This is a genomic window from Bradyrhizobium sp. S3.3.6, from assembly GCF_040546905.1.
GTDB lineage: Bacteria > Pseudomonadota > Alphaproteobacteria > Rhizobiales > Xanthobacteraceae > Bradyrhizobium > Bradyrhizobium cytisi.
Genome location: NZ_JBEPOT010000004.1, coordinates 653,274 through 671,313, shown reverse-complemented (window position 1 = coordinate 671,313; position 18,040 = coordinate 653,274). Strand labels below are relative to the sequence as shown.

Here is an 18,040-nt window from a genome sequence, read left to right as displayed (position 1 = left end):
CCAGTAGTTCCCCGGAATGTGCGCTGGCGCCGGATTTGCATAGCTGTCGCAAAGCTGCTGGGGGAACGGGTCGCCACATTTCCACGCCTGCCGCCGTTGCGCGGGTGGGCGGGCGGCCTTGTCTGTCCCTTGCGGCGCCGATTTGATCCGCAGGAAGACGATATGAGACTTGCAAGATTGTGTGCGGCGACGTTGCTGGGGCTAATGACGCTGCTGGCGACATCGGCGCTCGCGCGCGACGATGGACGCTACGCCAACTCGCCGCTCAAACCCTGGTTCGAGAGTCTGCGCAGCGAATACGGCCAGTGCTGCTCGGATGCCGACGGCTATATCGTCGCCGATGTCGACTGGGAGTCCGATAAGGGGCACTACCGCGTGCTTCTCGACGACGAATGGATCGTCGTGCCCGACGGCGCGGTGATCACCGAACCGAACAAGATCGGCCGCACCATGGTGTGGAAGCACTATATCGACGGCCACCCGCGCGTGCGGTGCTTCATGCCGGGCAGCATGACGTGAATTCTTGAGGTGTCATCGCGGGGACGACGCGTCAGCGTCGAACCCGGAATGACGGAATGAGGCTTCGACGCGTCTATCGAGGTGCGGCGAGCCGGTCGTCGCGGCGGCCTCGGGAAAGCGCAAGCTCATTGTCGTGCCGCAGCCGGGCGCGGAGGAGATGACCAGCTCGCCGCCGTGGGCGGCCATGATCTCGCGGACGATCGACAGGCCGAGGCCGGAGCCGTCGCCCGTGGAGTTACCAGTCTGAAACGGCTCGAGCAACTTGTGCTCTGTACCTTGGGGCAGGCCCGCGCCGTCGTCGTAGATCGAGATGCTGCCGTGACCGAGAGTGGCGACGATGCGCCGCGCGCCATGGGCGTGGATCAGTGCGTTGCCGACGAGATTGGCGAGCGCACTGCGAACGGCGGCGTCCACGCCCTGCACCGGGATCGGACCTTTTCCGGCCTGCTCAAGCGCAAGCTCGATTCCTGCGTCCAGCGCCGAGGGACTGAAATCGGCCAGCACATCCAGCGCTATTTCGGCAAGATCGATCGGCCGCTTCTCAATCGCGTGATTTTGCAGTCGCGCCAGGTCGAGCATGGCGGAGACCAGCGAAGTGAGACGGCGGACATCGCGCACCAGCTCGACCTTCAGGGCTGGATCGGGCACATCCTCAATCTTGGCGCGCAGCAGCGTCAACGGCGTGCGGAGCTGATGGGCGGCATTGCCAAGAAAGCGGCGTTGCATCCTGATGTAGGCGTCGATCTCGCCGAAGGCTCGGTTCAGCGCCTCGACGAGGGGCTTCAGCTCAAAGGGCACTCCGGACAGGGATATCGAACCTTGCGGGGCCGATGGATCAATCGCGAGCGCGCGACGTGTGACCCGTTCGATACCCCGTGAGACGAAACGTGCGGCCAGGGCCGAGCCGATGGCGACGGTCACCGCAAAGGCCAGCGCCACCAGCGCGATCGAAAATGCATTGCGGAAGAGAAGATTTCTCGCGATCCGGCCGAACCGGACCTGATGCTGGCCGACCATCATTGCGAGCTGCAACGAACCTCGTTGCACGGCGGCAAGGCAGAAGGTGCTCGTCTGGTCGAGCGTGTCGAACACGGAAGAGCCGACGGGCCCATGATAGGGGAAGGCGAAGGGAAGGGCAGGGCGGCGTTCGCTGCCGTACTCGCTAACCAGGTCGCCCGAGGACACGACGTACCAGAGGTTCGGGCTGTCCGCTTTCAATTCCTCGAGGGCGCTGGTCGAACGGATGGTCAGGCTTTTCCCCTCGATCACTGCGGCACGATCGAGAATGGCAGCCACAACCCGGCACGCCCTGAACTCGCGTTCCTGGGTCGGGTACCGCGAGATGAAGATGCCGAGCATGATGAGGAAGATGGTCGTGGCGGCGACGCCGAGCGACAGCGCAAACGTCCGGGCGATCGACGTCATCGAGGTTTTGCCAGCCGCAGGATGTAACCGATGCCTCGCATGCTGCGGATCTCGACGTCGCCGCCGAGTTCGGCCAATTTCTTCCTCAGGCGCGAGACCTGCGCTTCGAGCGTGTTGGATTCGATCTCGTCGTCGAAGCCGTAGATTTCCTCGATCAGGGCGGCGCGGGTGATGACGCGGTCGCGGCGCATCAATAGCGCCCCGAGGATCAGCGCCTCGCGTCGCCGCAGCAGGATTTTCGTGTCGGCGACCACCGCCTCGTTGCTCCCGAGATGCAGCTCGACGTTGCCGAGCGACAGCATCGAGGGCGCAAACAACCGTGGCCGCCGCAACACCGCGCGCACCCGTGCAATCAACTCCTGCGGCTCGAACGGCTTTCCGAGATAATCGTCGGCGCCGGCGTTGAGGCCATCGACGACATCCTCCTTGGCATCCTTGGACGTCAGGATGATGATCGCGGGGCGTTCCTGCGACTGGCTCAGCGCCGTGACCACCTGGAGTGCATCTCCGTCGGGCAGCGTCCGGTCGACAATCGCGAGATCATATCTGAAGTTCTTCAGCGCCTGACGGGCATCGGCAATCGAGCCGACAAGGTCGACGATGCCGTGCAATTGTCCTAGCAGGCGGCTGACATAGGCGCCGATCTGCAGTTCGTCTTCGATCACGAGGGAGCGCACGCGGGTCGTCCTTGAATCTGCTGGGGCAACAAAGGCCCTGAGCGTGATGCTCCCTGGCCGATGTCTGGTGTTCGGCTCGTGTGCAGGGTTCCCTTTAAGGCAGCGAGCTTGGCGAATAAAAGGCAGGAACGAGAGCGCCGACCGGCCCAGGCGGCCGAAGTTTGGGGGCGTGCGCGAGGCCCGGCAATGTTCGGGCAATGTTGACCCGGCGCCGCGCCCGCCGGACGCGCCAGGGAACGGATTGGACGGCGCTTGCGCCTTGCAATCTTGGGGCAATTTTGCCGGACCACATGCTGGGCTCCAACCAACACGAGTCGACCAGGTCAGCAAGGCCGGTCCGGGGCCCCGTAATGAAGCATTTTGACGAAGCCGCTCTCGATCGCGAGGCGAGGGCGCAGCGGATCTTCCTGACCGCTTTCCTTGCCGCTTTCGGCGCGATCGTGGCAATCCCTCAGCCGGTATCGGCGCAGACGGCGTTCACGCTGCCGGCGCCGCCGTTCGACGTGCCGATGCTGCCTTCGCCCTCCGGCAACTGGACGGTCATGGTCGGCATCGGCGGAGAGTACACGCCGGACTTCGTCGGTTCGAAGAACGGCAAGTTCCTTCCGATCCCGATCTTCACCATCCACCGCGCCGGGTCGATCGACCAGTTTCGCGGGCCCCGCGACAGCGCCAGTATCGCATTGTTCGACGTCGGCAGTTTTCGCGCCGGACCAGCGTTCAAGTACGTCTCGTCGCGCAAAAGCGACAAATATTCCGAGCTGACCAGCCTTGGCGACGTCAAGGCCGCATACGAGCTCGGCGGTTTCGTCGAGTATTTTCCGGTCGACTGGCTTCGCCTGCGCAGCGAATTGCGCCAGGGCATGGGCGGTCATACCGGCACGGTGGCCGATGTCTCGGCCGACGTCATTGTGCCGCTGATCCAGAGGCTCACGATCTCGGCCGGCCCGCGCTTCACCTGGAAAAGCACCAGGGCGACTTCGCCGTATTTCAGCGTCGATGCCGCACAGTCCTTGGCGTCCGGGCTGCCGATGTACGACGCCAAGGGCGGCGCGCATTCGGTCGGCTTCGGCAGCCAGATCTCCTATCGCATCAATCCGCAGTGGGAGGTCCATGGCTATATCGAATACGAGAAGCTGCTCGGGGACGTCGCGGACAGCCCGCTCGTGAAGCTGCGAGGCTCGTCGAACCAGACGACGGTCGGGCTCGGCGCGTCCTATTCGTTCGATTTCAGGATTCGATAGGTCGCCATGCGCCGTATTATCATTCTATGGGTCGGCCTCGCGGTCGCCTCCGTCGCTCTCGGTGCCGCAGCGGCGTTCGAGACGCGTGCGACGCGGCTCCAGGCTATCAAGACCATCGGGATCGTCTCGGCCGTCGGCGAGGAGATGAGCCTGACGCAAGCCGGCCTGACCGGGGTTGGCAACACCGGGCAAAGTGCTTCGATCAGCGCTTGGGGGCTGGACGAATTGATCATCCAGCAGGCGACGAAATTGCTCAGCGGACGCTTTCGCGTGCAACCGGTGAACTACAGGCGCGCCGCGTTCGCCGCGATCAGGGACTCTGCGGTCGCACCCGTCAATCTGCTACGCAGCGATCCCTTCAAGGAGCTGGTCCGCAGCGATGTCGCCCCGCAGGGGCTGGATGCCTATGTGGTGATCACCCGTGCGAAATCGAAGCTCGGCAACGGCCGCATCGTCGAGGGTGTCGGGCTCGCCCAATATCGCACGCTGCTTGCAGACTATGGTCTGGTCCACGCGCTCTACGAGGTCCGCGTGATCGAGGGCAAGTCCTTCGACGTGATCGAGAAGAGGACGGCCGCGCCGCTCGACAACACCGGGATCATGCGGCTTGCCGGTCCAAGTGGGCCGCTCGACGAGACGTTTGAAGGCTCGGCGTCAAATGAACGGCTGCGCGCCGCCATTGCCGATCTCATCGCGCGCAGCCTGCCGGTCACGCTGGGCGACATGCACCTGATCGACCGTCAGTGAAGCCGGCCGGCGCTCAGGTCACCGGTGCCGGATTAAACAGCGTGAGGTCGTTGTGGATGCCCCAGCGATCCGACCACGGCTTGGTGCGGCCGCTCGCAACATCGAGGATCAGGTGGAACAGGTCCCAGCCGGTTTCCTCGATGGTCTTCTCGCCGGTGGCGATCCCGCCCGCGTCGAAATCGATCAGGTCCTTCCAGCGCCGCGCCAGCTCGCTGCGGGTCGCGACCTTGATCACGGGCGCAGCCGCGAGGCCGTAGGGCGTGCCGCGTCCGGTGGTGAATACCTGCAAGGTCATGCCGGAGGCAAGCTGGAGCGTGCCGCAGATGAAGTCGGAAGCCGGCGTCGCCGCAAACAGCATGCCCTTCTGCGTCGCCTTCTGGCCGGGCGACAACACGCCGGTGATGGCGCTCGAGCCGGACTTGACGATCGAGCCGAGAGATTTCTCGACGATGTTGGCGAGACCGCCCTTCTTGTTGCCGGGCGTGGTGTTGGCGCTGCGATCGGCACCGCCGCGCGCCAGATAAGAGTCGTACCAGGCCATCTCGCGCACCAGCGCGCGGCCGACGTCCTCGTTGATGGCGCGGCGGGTGAGGAGCTGGATGGCGTCGCGCACCTCGGTGACCTCGGAGAACATCACTGTGGCGCCGGCGCGCACCAGAAGGTCGGCGGCGAAGCCGAGGGCGGGGTTCGCCGTGACGCCGGAGAAGGCATCGCTGCCGCCGCATTGCAGGCCGATCACCAGATCGGCAGCCGGGCAGGTCTCGCGGGTGCGCTTGTTGAGGATTTTCAGGCGGGCCTCCGCCTGGGTCATGATCGCGTCGACGATCGCGCCAAAGCCGTCGAAGGCTTCGTCCTGCATGCGCACGATGGCGTCGCTGATGCCTTCGGGCACCAGCCGCTCGGGCGCAAGCTTCTCGCAGCCGAGGCTGATGACCAGGATCTCGCCGCCGAAATTCGGATTGAGCGCGAGGTTCTGCAGCGTGCGGATCGGCACGACCGCGTCGGGGGCATTGATGGCGACGCCGCAGCCATAGGCGTGTGTCAATGGCACGACGTCATCGACATTCGGATATTTCGGCAGCAGCTCGGTGCGGATGCGCTTCACCGCATATTCCATCGTGCCCTTGACGCATTGCACGGAGGAAGAGATGCCGAGGATGTTCTTGGTGCCGACCGAGCCGTCGGAATTGCGAAAGCCTTCGAATGTAAAACCTTCGAGCGGCGGCAGCGGCGCAGGCACGGCGGTGGAGATTTCGAGCTTGTCCAGCGCTGGGGCCTCCGGCATGCGGATGCGCGCCTCGTCGACCCACTCGCCGGCCAGGATCGGCGAGAGCGCGTAGCCGATCACCTCGCCATAGCGGATGATCGGCTGGTCTTGCGCGATGTCGACCAGCGCGGTCTTGTGCCCTTGCGGCACGAAGGCGCGCAGCGTCAATCCGCAGGCAAAACGGGAGCCGGCGGGAAGCCCGAAATCATTCACCACGATCGCGACATTGTCGCGCGCGTTGAGCTTGATGTAGCGGGGCTGTTCTTTCGCTGCGACGTCCTGGTCCATGCGGACTCCGGGGATTTGTAGGGTGGGTTAGCGCAGCGTAACCCACCAATGTCTCTGTCTGCGGAAGCAGAAGAGGTGGGTTACGCTGCGCTAACCCACCCTACGATGTCTACGATATCAACCTATCAGCCCGGATAGGTATAGGCGGTCTTCACCGTGGTGTAGAACTCGCGCGCATAGGAGCCCTGCTCGCGGGCGCCGTAGCTCGAGCCCTTCCGGCCGCCGAACGGCACGTGATAATCGACGCCGGCGGTCGGCAAGTTGACCATCACCATGCCGGACTCGCTGTTGCGCTTGTAGTGCGAGGCGTATTTCAGGCTGGTGGTGCAGATGCCGGAGGCGAGGCCGAATTCGGTGTCATTGGAGATCGCCAGCGCTTCCTCGTAGTTCTTGGCGCGGATGACGGTCGCGACCGGGCCAAAAATCTCCTCACGCGCGATGCGCATGTTGTTGTTGGCTTCCGTGAACAGCGCTGGCTGGAGGTAGTGGCCGGGCGTCTCGCGCGTGAGCAGTTCGCCGCCCCAGGCGAGTTTCGCGCCCTCTTCCTGGCCGATCTTGATGTAGCGCAGGTCCTGGTCGAGCTGGCTCTGATCGACCACGGGGCCGATATGAACGCCGGCCTTGAGTGCGTCGTCCACCGACAGGCCCTTCAGGCGCTCGGCCATCGCCGCGACGAAGCGGTCATGGATGCCTTCGGTGACGATCAGGCGGGAAGACGCCGTGCAGCGCTGGCCGGTCGAGAAATAGGCGCCGTTGACGGCGACCTCGACGGCGGTCTTGAGGTCCGCGTCGTCGAGCACGACCAGCGGATTCTTGCCGCCCATCTCGAGCTGGAACTTCTTCATCGGGTTCGACAGCACGCAGGCCTGCGCGATCTTGCGGCCGGTCTGCACCGAGCCGGTGAAGGAGATCGCGGCGACATCCGGATGATCGAGCAGGGTCTGGCCGACCACCGAGCCGGAGCCGACCACGAGGTTGAAGACGCCGGCCGGGATGCCGGAGCGGGCGATGATCTCGGACAATGCATGCCCGGAGCCCGGCACCAGCTCGGCCGGCTTGAACACCACCGTGTTGCCGTAGCAGAGCGCGGGCGCGATCTTCCAGGCCGGGATCGCGATCGGGAAATTCCAGGGCGTGATCATGCCGATGACGCCCACCGGCTCGCGGGTGAGCTCGACGTCGAGACCGGGGCGGACAGAGGCGCCCTTCTCGCCGATCAGGCGAAGCGCTTCACCTGCGAAGAACGCAAAGATCTGGCCGGCGCGCGCGACCTCGCCGATGCCCTCGGGGAGCGTCTTGCCTTCCTCGCGGGCAAGCAGGCGGCCGAGCTCTTCCTTGCGGGCGAGGATTTCGAGAGAAATCTTGTTCAGCGCGTCATAGCGCACCTGCGGCGTCGACTGGGCCCATGCGGGGAAGGCGGCTTTCGCGGCCGCGATTGCCTTCTCGGTCTGCGCCTTGTCGGCCTTGGCGTATTCGCCGACCAGATCGTTGGTGTTGGAGGGGTTGATGTTCTTGGTGACGCCGGAGCCGTCGACCCATTCGCCGCCGATGAAGTTTTTCAGGATCGCTGTCATCTTTTTCCTCCAGGGAAGTTCTTAACGCACGAGGCAGGGACGCTTGTCGTCAAAGGTCCAGCCGGGGATCAGGTCCTGCATGGCAGTAGCGTCATCGCGGGCTCCGAGTCCATGCTGCTTGTAGAGCTCATGCGCGGCCTCGACGGCCGCACGGTCGATCTCGATGCCGAGGCCCGGACGATCCGGGACCGCGATCCTGCCGCCCTTGATTTGGAGCGGCTCTTTCGTCAGCGCCTGGCCGTCCTGCCAGATCCAGTGGGTGTCGATCGCGGTGACCTTGCCGGGGGCCGCGGCGCCGACATGGGTGAACATGGCGAGCGAAATGTCAAAATGGTTGTTCGAGTGCGAGCCCCAGGTCAGGCCGTTGTCACGGCAAGTCTGGGCGACGCGCACGGAGCCTTGCATGGTCCAGAAATGGGGATCGGCCAGCGGAATGTCCACTGCACCCAGGCGCAGTGCGTGGCTGAGCTGGCGCCAGTCGGTGGCGATCATGTTGGTTGCGGTCGGCAGGCCCGTGGCGCGGCGGAACTCGGCCATGATCTCGCGGCCGGAGAAGCCGGCCTCGGCGCCGCAGGGATCCTCGGCATAGGCGAGGATGCCGTGCATGTTCTTGCAGAGGCTGATGGCCTCGTCGAGCGCCCAGGCGCCGTTCGGATCGAGCGTGACGCGGGCGTTGGGAAAGCGCTTTGCGATGGCCGTGACGGCCTCGATCTCCTGCTCGCCGCGGAGCACGCCTCCCTTGAGCTTGAAGTCGGCGAAGCCGTAATGGTCCTGGGTTGCTTCCGCCAGGCGCACCACCGTCTCCGGCGTCATCGCCTCCTGATGGCGGAGGTTGAACCAGTCGGGTTTGCCGGTTTCGCCCTTGACGTAATCGAGCCTGGATTTGCTGATGTCGCCGACGAAGAAGAGATAGCCGAGCGTCTCGACGCTCTTCCGCTGCTGACCTTCGCCGAGCAGCGCCGCGACGGGAAGATTGAGGTGCTGGCCGAGCAGGTCGAGCAGGGCCGATTCGATCGCGGTAACCGCGTGGATCATCACGCGAAGGTCAAATGTCTGCTTGCCGCGGCCACCGGCATCGCGGTCGGCGAAGGCCGTGCGGACGTCCGCGAGGATGTTGTTCAGCGCGCCGACGGTCTTGCCGATCACGAGATCGCGGGCGTCCTGGAGCGTCTGCCAGATCTTTTGCCCGCCCGGCACCTCGCCGACGCCGGTGTGGCCGGCATTGTCGGTGAGGATGACGATGTTGCGGGTGAAGAACGGCGCATGCGCGCCGCTCAGGTTGAGGAGCATGCTGTCGCGGCCCGCGACCGGGATCACCTGCATCGTTGTGACGACCGGTGCGCCGGCGACTGGCGCGCAGGAGATATCAGTCTGGGCCATCGCACGCTCCTCCCTGTCGTTTGTTATTCTGCAGCCTGTTGTGACGATCGAATGGCGGGCAGATTTTTGACCAGCGCGGTCAGTTCCGCAATCTCCTGCTCGGAGAGATCGGTCAGCGGCGGACGGACCGGGCCGGAATCGCGGCCAATGACCTTCATGCCGGCCTTGATGATCGACACCGCATAGCCCTTCTTGCGGTTGCGGATCGCGATCAGCGGCAGGATGAAATCCTTCAGGCCGGCGTGGATCGTCGCATGGTCGCGCTTGCGTACCGCGGCGTAGAAGTTGGTGGCGAACTCCGGAACGAAGTTGAACACGGCCGACGAGTAGGTCGTCACGCCCATGTCGAGATAGGGCAGCGCAAACGTCTCGGCGGTCGGCAGGCCGCCGACATAGGTCAGGCGATCGCCGAGCTTGGTGTAGACGCGGGTCATCAGCTCGATATCGCCAATGCCGTCCTTGTAGCCGACGAGGTTCGGGCAGCGCTCGGCGAGGCGGGCGACCGTGTCGGGCTGGAGGATGGCGTTGTCGCGGTTATAGACGATGACGCCGATCTTCACGGCGGCGCAGACGGCCTCGACGTGGGCGGCAAGGCCTTCCTGCTCGGAATGGGTGAGGTAGGGCGGCAGCAGCAACAGGCCGTCAGCGCCGGCCTTCTCGGCGCCGATCGCGATCTCGCGGGCGATTGCGGTGCCATAGCCGGTGCCGGCGAGCACGGGCACGCGGCCCTTGGTCTCCTCGACGGCGACCCTGACCACCTCAGGGACTTCGGTCGGGGTCAGCGAGAAGAACTCTCCGGTGCCGCCGGCGGCGAATAGACCTGCGACATCATAGCCGCACAGCCAGTCCATGTTGGCGCGATAGGTGGTCTCGTCGAAGGAATAGTCAGCCTTGAACGGCGTGACGGGGAAGGACAGGAGGCCGGATCCGATCTTCTCGGCCATTTCCTGCGGGGTCATCTTGCTCATGGGCGCTGCTCCCTGTTTCTCGTGTTGTGGCGGCCGCAACAAGGCCGCGCGTCCATGCGCCGCTGTTTAGGAGACCGTTCGATGCGCGTCCAAGCCAAAGCCTATATCGACCGATGCGGATTGAGCATCAATCTTCCACCACCTCGGCCGAGGACAATTCGCTGGCGATCTTGACCAGCGCGGACAGCAGCGGATTCTCGTCGTCGCGGCGCCAGACCATGAAGAGCTCGACCGGAACGCGGTTGCGCAGCTTCAGCGGCCGCAGCCGAACGTCGGAGATTTTCAGGCCGGCGGCCGCGGCCGGCACGATGGCGAGGCCAAGGCCGGCGCGCACCATCGCGAGGATCGAGTGGATTTGGCTCAGATGCTGGACATAGCGTGGCAGGATGTCGGCGCGGGTGAACAGCGCCACCAAGAGATCGTGGAAGTAGCGGCTCTCATAGGGCGAATACATCACGAAGGGCTGGCCGTCGAAGTCCTTGATGGTGATGCTGTCGGCATTCGCCAGCGGATGCTTCTTCGGGATCGCGGCGAGCAGCGGCTCGGCGACGACGCGGCGGCTGGCAAGCTCGGGTCGCGCGATCGGCGGGCGCAGCAGGCCGGCATCGATCTGGCCCGAGGTCAGCGCCTCGAACTGGTCGCCTGAGACCATCTCCTTCAGCGAAAAATCGACCTCCGGCAGCTTGGCGCGGCAGGCCGCGACCAACTCGGGCAGGAAGCCGTAGGCGGCCGCGGCCGTAAAGCCGATCTTCAGCGAGCCGATTTTGCCGAGCGCGATGCGGCGGGCGACCTGCGAGGCGCTTTCCGCGAGCTTCAGGATGCGGCGGGCCTCGGGCAGGAAGCTGCGCCCGGCCGGCGTCAGGCGCACCGAACGGCTGGTGCGCTCCAGCAGCGGCGCGTCGATGATGTGCTCCAGCACCTGGATCTGCCGCGATAGCGGCGGCTGGGTCATGTTCAGCCGCGCCGCGGCACGGCCGAAGTGCAGTTCTTCGGCCACCGTGACGAAACAGCGGAGCTGGTTGAGGTCGAACATCGATACATGCCTTAGATGAATAAGGCGTTTCCCCGGCACTTCTAGCATCGATCATCCCCAAAACAAAGACGGCGGCCTTGTGAGCCGCCGTTGAGTTGCCTGTCCCGCTCCGATCACTCGGAGCGCTCAGGAGGAACGTTTGAGCACCACCCGCTCGATCTTGCCGACCACCACGAGATAGGCGACCGCGGCCACCAGCGCGTTGATGCCGACGAACACCAAGGCACCGTTGAAGGAGCCGGTCGCGGCCACGATGTAGCCGATCACGATGGGCGTGGTGATCGAGGAGAGATTGCCGAAGGAGTTGAACAGGCCGCCGGAGACGCCGCCGGCCTCCTTGGGGGAGGTGTCGGAGACGACCGCCCAGCCGAGCGCGCCGATGCCCTTGCCGAAGAAAGCGAGCGCCATGAAGCCGACCACCAGCGCCTGGCCGTCGACATAGTTGCAGGCGATGATTGACATCGACAGCAGCATGCCGCCGACGATCGGGATCTTGCGCGCCATGGTCAGCGATCCGGTCTTGCGCAGGATGGCGTCGGAGATGACGCCGCCGAGCACGCCGCCGATGAAGCCGCACAGCGCGGGCAGCGTCGCGACGAAGCCGGCTTGCAGGATCGACAGGCCGCGCTCCTTGACCAAGTACACCGGGAACCAGGTCAGGAAGAAATAGGTCAGCGTGTTGATGCAGTACTGGCCGAGATAGACGCCGAGCATCATACGGTTGGAGAGCAGCTGGCGGATATGGTCCCATTTCGGGCCGGAATCCGGCGCACGCTCGCTCTTCACATCGTCCTTGGGCGCGTCGAGATCGACCAGCGCGCCGCCTTCCTTGATGTAGTCGAACTCGGCCTCGTTGATCGAAGGATGCTCCTTTGGTCCGTAGACGGTCTTGATCCAGGCGAGGCCCATGATGACGCCGAGGCCGCCCATCACGAAGAACACGTAGCGCCAGCCGTAATCATGGGCGATCCAGCCCATTAGCGGCGCGAAGATCACGGTGGCGAAATACTGCCCCGAATTGAAGAAGGCCGATGCGGTGCCGCGCTCATTGCCGGGAAACCAGGCGGCGACGATGCGGGCATTAGCGGGGAAGGACGGCGCTTCCGCGACGCCGACCAGGAGGCGAAGCGCGAACAGCACGACGATCGCAGCGCCGGCGCCGAAGAAGCCGACCCAGCCCTGCATCATCGTGAACAGCGACCAGACGATGATGCTGAAGGCATAGACGAGGCGCGAGCCGTAGCGGTCGAGCAGCCAGCCGCCCGGCACCTGCGCGGCGACATAGGACCAGCCGAAGGCCGAGAAGATCCAGCCCATGGCGACGGGATCGAGATGAAGTTCCTTGGCGAGCGCGGGGCCCGCGATCGAGAGCGTGGCGCGGTCGGCGTAATTGACGGTCGTGACCAGGAACAGCATGGTCACGATGAACAGCCTGACGCGAGACCTCCTCACGTCGGTTGCGGACACGACTGCGCTCATCAGGCGCCTCCTTAGAACTCGAAATGTTTCCTCACCACGACTCCTAGAGGCGCACGCGGGAAAGTGTCCAAGTTCAAGGGAGTATCGATTGATACCGTTTTTGAATTGATGGAACGAGGTGGCGCCAAGAACCAGGATCGCTCGCTTCGCGGGCGATGGCGTGAGTGTGGGGGGGGGGGGGGGGGGGGGGGGGGGGGGGGGGGGGGGGGGGGGGGGGCCGGCCCCCCCCCCCCGCCTCGGGGATCAGTCGCGAAGGATCAGTCCTTCAGCCGTACGCCCGGCAGCAGGCGGGTATGGTCCTCGCCGCGCACCGCCTCGAGTTCGTCCGGCTCCAGGCCGAGCGCCCTCAGGATGGTAGGCGCGACCTGCCTGTTCGCGACGCGCTCATCGACGACCGAGGGACCCAGTTTCGGATTGGAGACGACGAGCAGGACGTGCGTATCGTCCTCGGCGAAGCCGCCGTGCTCGGCGATCTTCTTCTTGCTCGCGCTATAGATCGTGCCGGCGATCGGCTGGATGATGATATCGGGCGTACGGCCGGCCGCGGGATCGCCGAACCGATCTACGAGCTCCTCGCCGGCATAGATCTTCTCGATGTGAGCCCGGTTGCTGGCCTTGCGGTCAGCCTCGAGGATCGCGGCGGCTTTAGCAGCGTCATTCTGGTCCTTGAGCCAGATCAGGGCAACGTCATCGGCGGTTTCCTGGGCCAGTGCAACGCCGCCATTCGTCAGCAGGTCAGCCGGATCGGTTACGTCGGCGCGCGTGCCGCCGCCCAGCTTCGGGTTGGTGCTGCCGGTCAGCATGTGAAGCTTGTTCACGTCGATCGGCGACTGGCCATGCTTGGCGCCGACGATGATGAGCGTGTCACGGGCGAGGTGCTGGTCCGCCAGCGCATCCAGCATCTGGCCAAGCGAGGCCTCGACGAAGTCGAGCGACGCCTGTAGTTGCGCACTCGGCGTTGCCGCGGCGTCCAGATAGCCGTCGGCGGTCACCTTCTGGCCGACGCTGACGGCCTGAAAATTCATGCCAAAGATCGCGGGAACGCCGACCTTGGTTGTACCGGTGTGATCGAAGCCCTTGATCCAGTTGAGCACGGCCTTGACCTTGAGCTCGTCATAGGTGCGCGTGAAGCTCGGATCGGTGGTCCAGTCTGCGCCGGGCTGCCCCGGCACCGAGGTCGAGTTGATCTCGGGCGTATAGAGCTCATCGAGTCCCTTGCCGGACGGACCGCTGACGATTTCGTAGGCGGGGTGCTTGTCCGACCAGGCGGTGCGCCGACCCGCCTCGTGGATTACTTCCATAATGGTGTTGAGCCGCTGGAATTGATGCGGATAGACCGGTTCGCATTTGCCGGCCTTCAGGCGCATGGGCAGGTGCGTCGGATCGATATGGTTGGAGCCGGCAGGGCCGCCGCCGTCGAGCTTCGTCAGGTCATAGTCGATCGATTCATCGAAGAGCGTCTCGGTTCCGGGATTGCCCTGGCAGTTGCTGCCGGGTGCGAACAGTGTGCGGTCGTAGGAATCGTCATAGAACACGCCATGGGTTTTCGGCGAACCGCCGGTCATGAACGCAAGGAGGCCCGGGAAGGAGTCCGAGGGTCGGGAGGTATGTGCATCGGTGAAGTGGACGCCATGCGCGAGCAGCCTGGCGAAGCTCGACGCAGGATGGGAACCGACATAATGCTGAAGGTCGATCTCATGCATGCCGTCGACGCTGATCAGCAGGACGTGCTTGACGTTGCTCTTGTCCTTGTCCTTGTCTTTGCCCCTGTCGTCGGCGTGCGCGAATGATGGTGCCAAGAGCGAAAGACTCAGGGTCGAGGCAAAGGCAAGAGCGACGGCCGCATGGGGCCGCTTTACGATCGTCATTATTGGACTCCCCAGTGATGTCTGTTGTTGGTTGACGTGCAGTCGCGCGACACCGCGCAACGGAGAGCCTGCGCTCCCGTCGCGTGCGTCAATTTGTAGCGTTGGGAAAACTAGGCAGCGGCGATGAACGTTGGATGACGCCGCGATTACGCTGCGCGCGAAAATTTGCCTGTGTGCGGCGGCGTCAGCTCCTCAAGTCGGATGAGCCAACGCGGAAACACCTATTGCTGCGCGCGCGGCAGGAGCGGGGCCAGCAGCCCGCGCGTGACGCCCGGCGGCACCGCATCCAGGCCGAGCACCGCGCTCGCGGCCGGCAGCGTGGCGTCCGCCATCGCGGCGTGGCCTTCGGCGCTCGGATGCACGGCGCCGCCATAGACGGCTGAGAGCACGCCCCACGTCGCGTCGTGGATGTCGGTCGGCTGGCTCGCCGACGGCAGCCCTTGCGGATAGGTCATCGCGGCGAAATAGCTGTCATTGGCATCGCGGATCCAGCGCGCGCGCGGCAGGTAGGCGCGATATTCCGAGGCGCCGCGGCCGCACAGCATCGGCTGGCTCGCCGCGCTGACGATATCCGGATTGAAGCTCTGGCCGTTCTCGGCGAAGCAGGTTCGATCGAATTCGGGATCATTGCCGGAATGAGCGCAAAAACCGTGATCGGCGAACGCAGCCTGATGCGTGTCGACGAAGGTCATGCGGTCAGCCTCGGGATCGCGGCACAGTGCGCCGTTCGTGCAGGTGGCGAGCCCCTTCAGTTGTGGCAGGAACTCGGTGTCGACGAAGGTCGAGACGCGGGCGAGACGTTGCGGATCGGCATTGAACGCGGGATGGATGTCGAAGCCGCCACGGCCACCGCGGCAGGGCACGCCGCCGTCGGCCAGCGCCGGATTGCCGTAGGAGACGTAGACCACGTGCGAGAGATCGTCGCCGACCAGCGGCTTCAGCGCCTCGCGCAGCTTGACGAAATTCTGCGGCAGCTCGCGCTGGAGCGCATCGCGGGACTCGTCGACGCTCGCCATCACGCCCGAGCGGCGGAACAGGGCACGCTCGGTTGCGGTATCGACGATGACGTCGGCGACGAGACCGGAGAAGTAGACGTCGTTGGCGCCGATCGAGAGCAGCACCAGATCGAGATTGCGATCCGGCTGGCGTTTCTTGGCCGCGGTGAGCGCCTCGCGCAACTCCGCGACCTGGGCATTCACGCTGGTGTTGCAGACGCCGCTCTTGCCGGGCGGGCATTCGCGGGCGCGCTGCGAGCCGAGCAGTCCGTCGCTGATGCTGGCGCCGGTGCAGGCGAGCGGCAGATAGGTGACGGCGATATGGGTGTAGCGCACCGCGAGCGCGAGCGCGGTGCGGGCCTGGTAGCTGTAGAGCGAGCGGTGGCAAGGTGAGTTGAACCAGAGGGCACCGTAGCGCTGCCAGTTGGCGAGCGTATCCGGCGCCTCGCAGGCGCGACCGCCCTTGAAGCCAGCGCGGCTCGGCCGGTAATACTGTCCGCCGGCGGTGCCGAGATAGGAGCGGAAGCAAAAGCCCTCGTCCGACAGCGCCAGCGGCCGGTCCGGATTGCCTTCGCCGGAGGCGATGCTGTCGCCAAGGCCGGCGATGAAGATGTCGCGGACCTGGATCTCGGTTTGGACGCGCTGGCTCGGATCGGAGCCGGAGGAGACGTCGACGCTCGCGACCGTCTGCTTGCCGTAGCGGACCCGCAGATTGACCGGCTCGGCGCAGTCGAAGGTCGAGGTCTGTGGTCCGTCGCCGTCGTCGAACGACCAGGCGCAGGTGGCGCCGACCGGCACCGCGCCGGTCAAGCGCACGGTAATGGGGTGGTCGATCGGGGTGATGTAGTTCTCTTTGACGTTGTCGCGGGTGCAGGGCTGGTTGACCCGGCCCTGGAGGTCGATGCAGAGCCGGTTGACCATGTTGCGGGCCCAGCCGCGGCCCTCGCTCTGCAGCTCCAGGGACTGTTCGGCGGCGAGGATGCTGCGGTTACGCGCATTCTCGACATGCAGCAGGAAGTCGCGCTCCTCGCGAAACAGGCGGAAGCGGTTGCGGACCTCCCAGTTGATCTGCATGGCGCCGGCATCCTGCGCGACTGCGCGCTGAAGCGGCAAAACGGTAAGGAGCCCGGCCAGCAGCAGGGCGCCCGAGAGAAAACGGCGAAGGGAAACAGGGATCATGGCCCGCGTCTTCAACGGCAAAGTTGAGGCGGAAATAAGAGAGCATAGCTCTCCGCCCCGCAACGTTTGTCTGCCGCCTTTTACAGGCTGCCGGCGTGTGGCTGGCCGTTATCGTTTGCTGGCCTGGCGCACCAGCCGCTCGCGCTCCATCGGCGCCACCTGCTTGGGCAGGTTGGCTTGCGCGCAGGCTTCCGCCAGCCGTCGCCGCTCCTGCCAGGGCCGGACGACGTTCATCCAGAGCTCGCGGGTGCCCATGATGGAGATGGCGAGGCCGAACGGGATCACGAAATAGAGGATGCGGAAGACGAGCAGGGTCGCCAGCAGCTGCTCGCGGCCGAATTCGGGCAGTGCCACCAGCATGGCGGCGTCGAACACGCCGATCGAGCCCGGCGCATGGCTGGCGAAGCCCAGCAGCGTCGCCAGGATGAACACCACGGCGAGCGACAGGAAGTCGATCGGCGGATTGGCCGGCATCAGCAGGTACATCGCAAGAGCGCAGAAGCCGAGATCGACCACCCCGATCAGGATCTGCACCAGCGTCAACGGCGCGGACGGCAGCACGACCTTCCAGCCCTTTTGGCCGAGCTCGCGGCGTTTGTCGCCCATGCAGAGCCAGACCAGATAGGCTGCAATCGAGGCGAGGCCGCCGAGCGCGATCAGCCGATTGATCGACGACGGCAGCTGATCCATGTAGGAGGCCGCATCCGGGTGGATGGTCATGCCGATCGAGAGCACGAAGATGTTACCGAGCCAGAAGGTCAGGCCGGAGAGGAAACAGATCTTGGCGACGTCGATCGCATTCAGCCCGTAGTCCGAGTAAATCCGGAAACGGATCGCACCGCCCGTGAACACGGTGGCGCCGATGTTGTGGCCGATCGAATAGGACGTGAAGCTCGACAGCGCTGCGATGCGGTAGGGCACGTGCTTCTTGCCGATCGTTCGCAGTGCAAAAAAATCGTAGAAGGTCAGCGTACAGAACGCGAAGAACACGCAGATCGCGGCTAGGCCGATATGCCCGCGGGGAATATCGCTCAATGCGGTCAGGATGACGCCGGTATCGATGCCCTTGAGGGTCCGCAGCAGCGTGGTGACCGCGAAGGCGATGATCATCACGCTCGCGGCAATACCGAGCCGTCGCCAGCCGATCCATCTCTTGAGGCCGCGTTTCAGCGCGGGCAGCAGTCCGTGCATTCATCCTCCCGGCGGGGGGCAAAACCGACCGGGCCAGACATTGGCCGGTCGGTTGCGATCAGTGCCCGAAATGAGCGTCGATCGCTAGGCATGATGTAGCTCATTTAAGGCAAAAACAGAGGCTTGTGCAGCCCTTGACAACGATAGGTTCTGCGCCGCACCGGCTGTTTTGTCATAAGTGGTTCACATGGCGCGCGCGTTAAGCA

Annotated in this window: 14 protein-coding genes; 3 read left to right on the top strand and 11 right to left on the bottom strand. The window is 64.8% G+C overall.

The features are described from left to right. The first annotated feature begins 162 nt into the window (after nucleotides 1-162). Nucleotides 163-519 (top strand): hypothetical protein, encoded by a 357-nt coding sequence (locus ABID59_RS15955; RefSeq protein WP_187434847.1) that lies wholly within the window; start codon nucleotides 163-165, stop codon nucleotides 517-519. Nucleotides 520-531: 12 nt separating this feature from the next. Here the strand turns inward: ABID59_RS15955 and ABID59_RS15950 are convergent, their stop codons facing one another. Both ABID59_RS15950 and ABID59_RS15945 read right to left on the bottom strand, forming a co-directional pair. After that, complete coding sequence (locus tag ABID59_RS15950) at nucleotides 532-1,944, bottom strand: sensor histidine kinase (protein WP_354083969.1); 1,413 nt, start codon at nucleotides 1,942-1,944, stop codon at nucleotides 532-534. Then, nucleotides 1,941-2,621 carry a response regulator transcription factor gene (locus ABID59_RS15945; RefSeq protein WP_354083968.1) on the bottom strand — a complete coding sequence of 227 codons (681 nt, stop codon included), beginning with the start codon at nucleotides 2,619-2,621 and terminating at the stop codon, nucleotides 1,941-1,943. Before ABID59_RS15945 ends, ABID59_RS15950 begins: the two co-directional genes overlap by 4 nt. A 350-nt stretch (nucleotides 2,622-2,971) precedes the next feature. Here ABID59_RS15945 and ABID59_RS15940 point away from each other — a divergent pair, with 350 nt between their 5' ends. Both ABID59_RS15940 and ABID59_RS15935 read left to right on the top strand, forming a co-directional pair. Next, nucleotides 2,972-3,865, top strand: coding sequence for a MipA/OmpV family protein (locus tag ABID59_RS15940; protein WP_354083967.1), 894 nt, complete (start codon nucleotides 2,972-2,974; stop codon nucleotides 3,863-3,865). 6 nt (nucleotides 3,866-3,871) lie between these two features. Continuing rightward, the gene (locus ABID59_RS15935) at nucleotides 3,872-4,612 is read left to right on the top strand and encodes a hypothetical protein (protein WP_354083966.1); all 741 of its coding nucleotides are present in this window, start codon (nucleotides 3,872-3,874) and stop codon (nucleotides 4,610-4,612) included. 13 nt (nucleotides 4,613-4,625) lie between these two features. On the opposite strand, the gene garD is transcribed toward ABID59_RS15935, so the two are convergent. From garD to ABID59_RS15890, 9 genes are all read right to left on the bottom strand, one after another. Further along, nucleotides 4,626-6,167 carry a galactarate dehydratase gene (garD, locus tag ABID59_RS15930; RefSeq protein WP_354035100.1) on the bottom strand — a complete coding sequence of 514 codons (1,542 nt, stop codon included), beginning with the start codon at nucleotides 6,165-6,167 and terminating at the stop codon, nucleotides 4,626-4,628. A 125-nt stretch (nucleotides 6,168-6,292) separates the two neighbouring features. Continuing rightward, nucleotides 6,293-7,741 (bottom strand): aldehyde dehydrogenase family protein, encoded by a 1,449-nt coding sequence (locus tag ABID59_RS15925; RefSeq protein WP_148751313.1) that lies wholly within the window; start codon nucleotides 7,739-7,741, stop codon nucleotides 6,293-6,295. A gap of 21 nt (nucleotides 7,742-7,762) precedes the next feature. Then, nucleotides 7,763-9,121, bottom strand: coding sequence for a glucarate dehydratase (gene gudD, locus ABID59_RS15920; protein ID WP_354083965.1), 1,359 nt, complete (start codon nucleotides 9,119-9,121; stop codon nucleotides 7,763-7,765). A 23-nt stretch (nucleotides 9,122-9,144) separates the two neighbouring features. After that, a complete protein-coding gene (gene kdgD / locus ABID59_RS15915) occupies nucleotides 9,145-10,089 on the bottom strand; it encodes a 5-dehydro-4-deoxyglucarate dehydratase (protein WP_148751315.1) in 945 nt (314 codons plus the stop codon). A 127-nt stretch (nucleotides 10,090-10,216) separates the two neighbouring features. Then, the gene (locus ABID59_RS15910; protein WP_354035103.1) at nucleotides 10,217-11,122 is read right to left on the bottom strand and encodes a LysR family transcriptional regulator; all 906 of its coding nucleotides are present in this window, start codon (nucleotides 11,120-11,122) and stop codon (nucleotides 10,217-10,219) included. A 126-nt stretch (nucleotides 11,123-11,248) separates the two neighbouring features. After that, complete coding sequence (locus ABID59_RS15905) at nucleotides 11,249-12,601, bottom strand: MFS transporter (protein ID WP_187434848.1); 1,353 nt, start codon at nucleotides 12,599-12,601, stop codon at nucleotides 11,249-11,251. A 257-nt stretch (nucleotides 12,602-12,858) separates the two neighbouring features. Then, nucleotides 12,859-14,469: an alkaline phosphatase family protein gene (locus ABID59_RS15900; RefSeq protein ID WP_354083964.1), complete on the bottom strand. Its 1,611-nt coding sequence runs from the start codon at nucleotides 14,467-14,469 to the stop codon at nucleotides 12,859-12,861. Between the two features lie 221 nt (nucleotides 14,470-14,690). Next, entirely contained in the window at nucleotides 14,691-16,643 is a 1,953-nt protein-coding gene (locus tag ABID59_RS15895; protein ID WP_354037633.1) for an SGNH/GDSL hydrolase family protein, read from the bottom strand. A 108-nt stretch (nucleotides 16,644-16,751) separates the two neighbouring features. Further along, nucleotides 16,752-17,834 carry a lysylphosphatidylglycerol synthase transmembrane domain-containing protein gene (locus ABID59_RS15890; RefSeq protein WP_354083963.1) on the bottom strand — a complete coding sequence of 361 codons (1,083 nt, stop codon included), beginning with the start codon at nucleotides 17,832-17,834 and terminating at the stop codon, nucleotides 16,752-16,754. Nucleotides 17,835-18,040 lie beyond the last annotated feature (206 nt).

Bases quoted from the DNA above. Each gene is read 5' to 3' on its own strand.
- ABID59_RS15955 (WP_187434847.1), top strand. From the start codon at position 163: ATGAGACTTGCAAGATTGTGTGCGGCGACGTTGCTGGGGCTAATGACG.
- ABID59_RS15925 (WP_148751313.1), bottom strand. From the start codon at position 7,741: ATGACAGCGATCCTGAAAAACTTCATCGGCGGCGAATGGGTCGACGGC.
- ABID59_RS15935 (WP_354083966.1), top strand. From the start codon at position 3,872: ATGCGCCGTATTATCATTCTATGGGTCGGCCTCGCGGTCGCCTCCGTC.
- ABID59_RS15910 (WP_354035103.1), bottom strand. From the start codon at position 11,122: ATGTTCGACCTCAACCAGCTCCGCTGTTTCGTCACGGTGGCCGAAGAA.
- ABID59_RS15890 (WP_354083963.1), bottom strand. From the start codon at position 17,834: ATGCACGGACTGCTGCCCGCGCTGAAACGCGGCCTCAAGAGATGGATC.
- garD (WP_354035100.1), bottom strand. From the start codon at position 6,167: ATGGACCAGGACGTCGCAGCGAAAGAACAGCCCCGCTACATCAAGCTC.
- ABID59_RS15940 (WP_354083967.1), top strand. From the start codon at position 2,972: ATGAAGCATTTTGACGAAGCCGCTCTCGATCGCGAGGCGAGGGCGCAG.
- ABID59_RS15950 (WP_354083969.1), bottom strand. From the start codon at position 1,944: ATGACGTCGATCGCCCGGACGTTTGCGCTGTCGCTCGGCGTCGCCGCC.
- kdgD (WP_148751315.1), bottom strand. From the start codon at position 10,089: ATGAGCAAGATGACCCCGCAGGAAATGGCCGAGAAGATCGGATCCGGC.
- gudD (WP_354083965.1), bottom strand. From the start codon at position 9,121: ATGGCCCAGACTGATATCTCCTGCGCGCCAGTCGCCGGCGCACCGGTC.
- ABID59_RS15905 (WP_187434848.1), bottom strand. From the start codon at position 12,601: ATGAGCGCAGTCGTGTCCGCAACCGACGTGAGGAGGTCTCGCGTCAGG.
- ABID59_RS15895 (WP_354037633.1), bottom strand. From the start codon at position 16,643: ATGATCCCTGTTTCCCTTCGCCGTTTTCTCTCGGGCGCCCTGCTGCTG.
- ABID59_RS15900 (WP_354083964.1), bottom strand. From the start codon at position 14,469: ATGACGATCGTAAAGCGGCCCCATGCGGCCGTCGCTCTTGCCTTTGCC.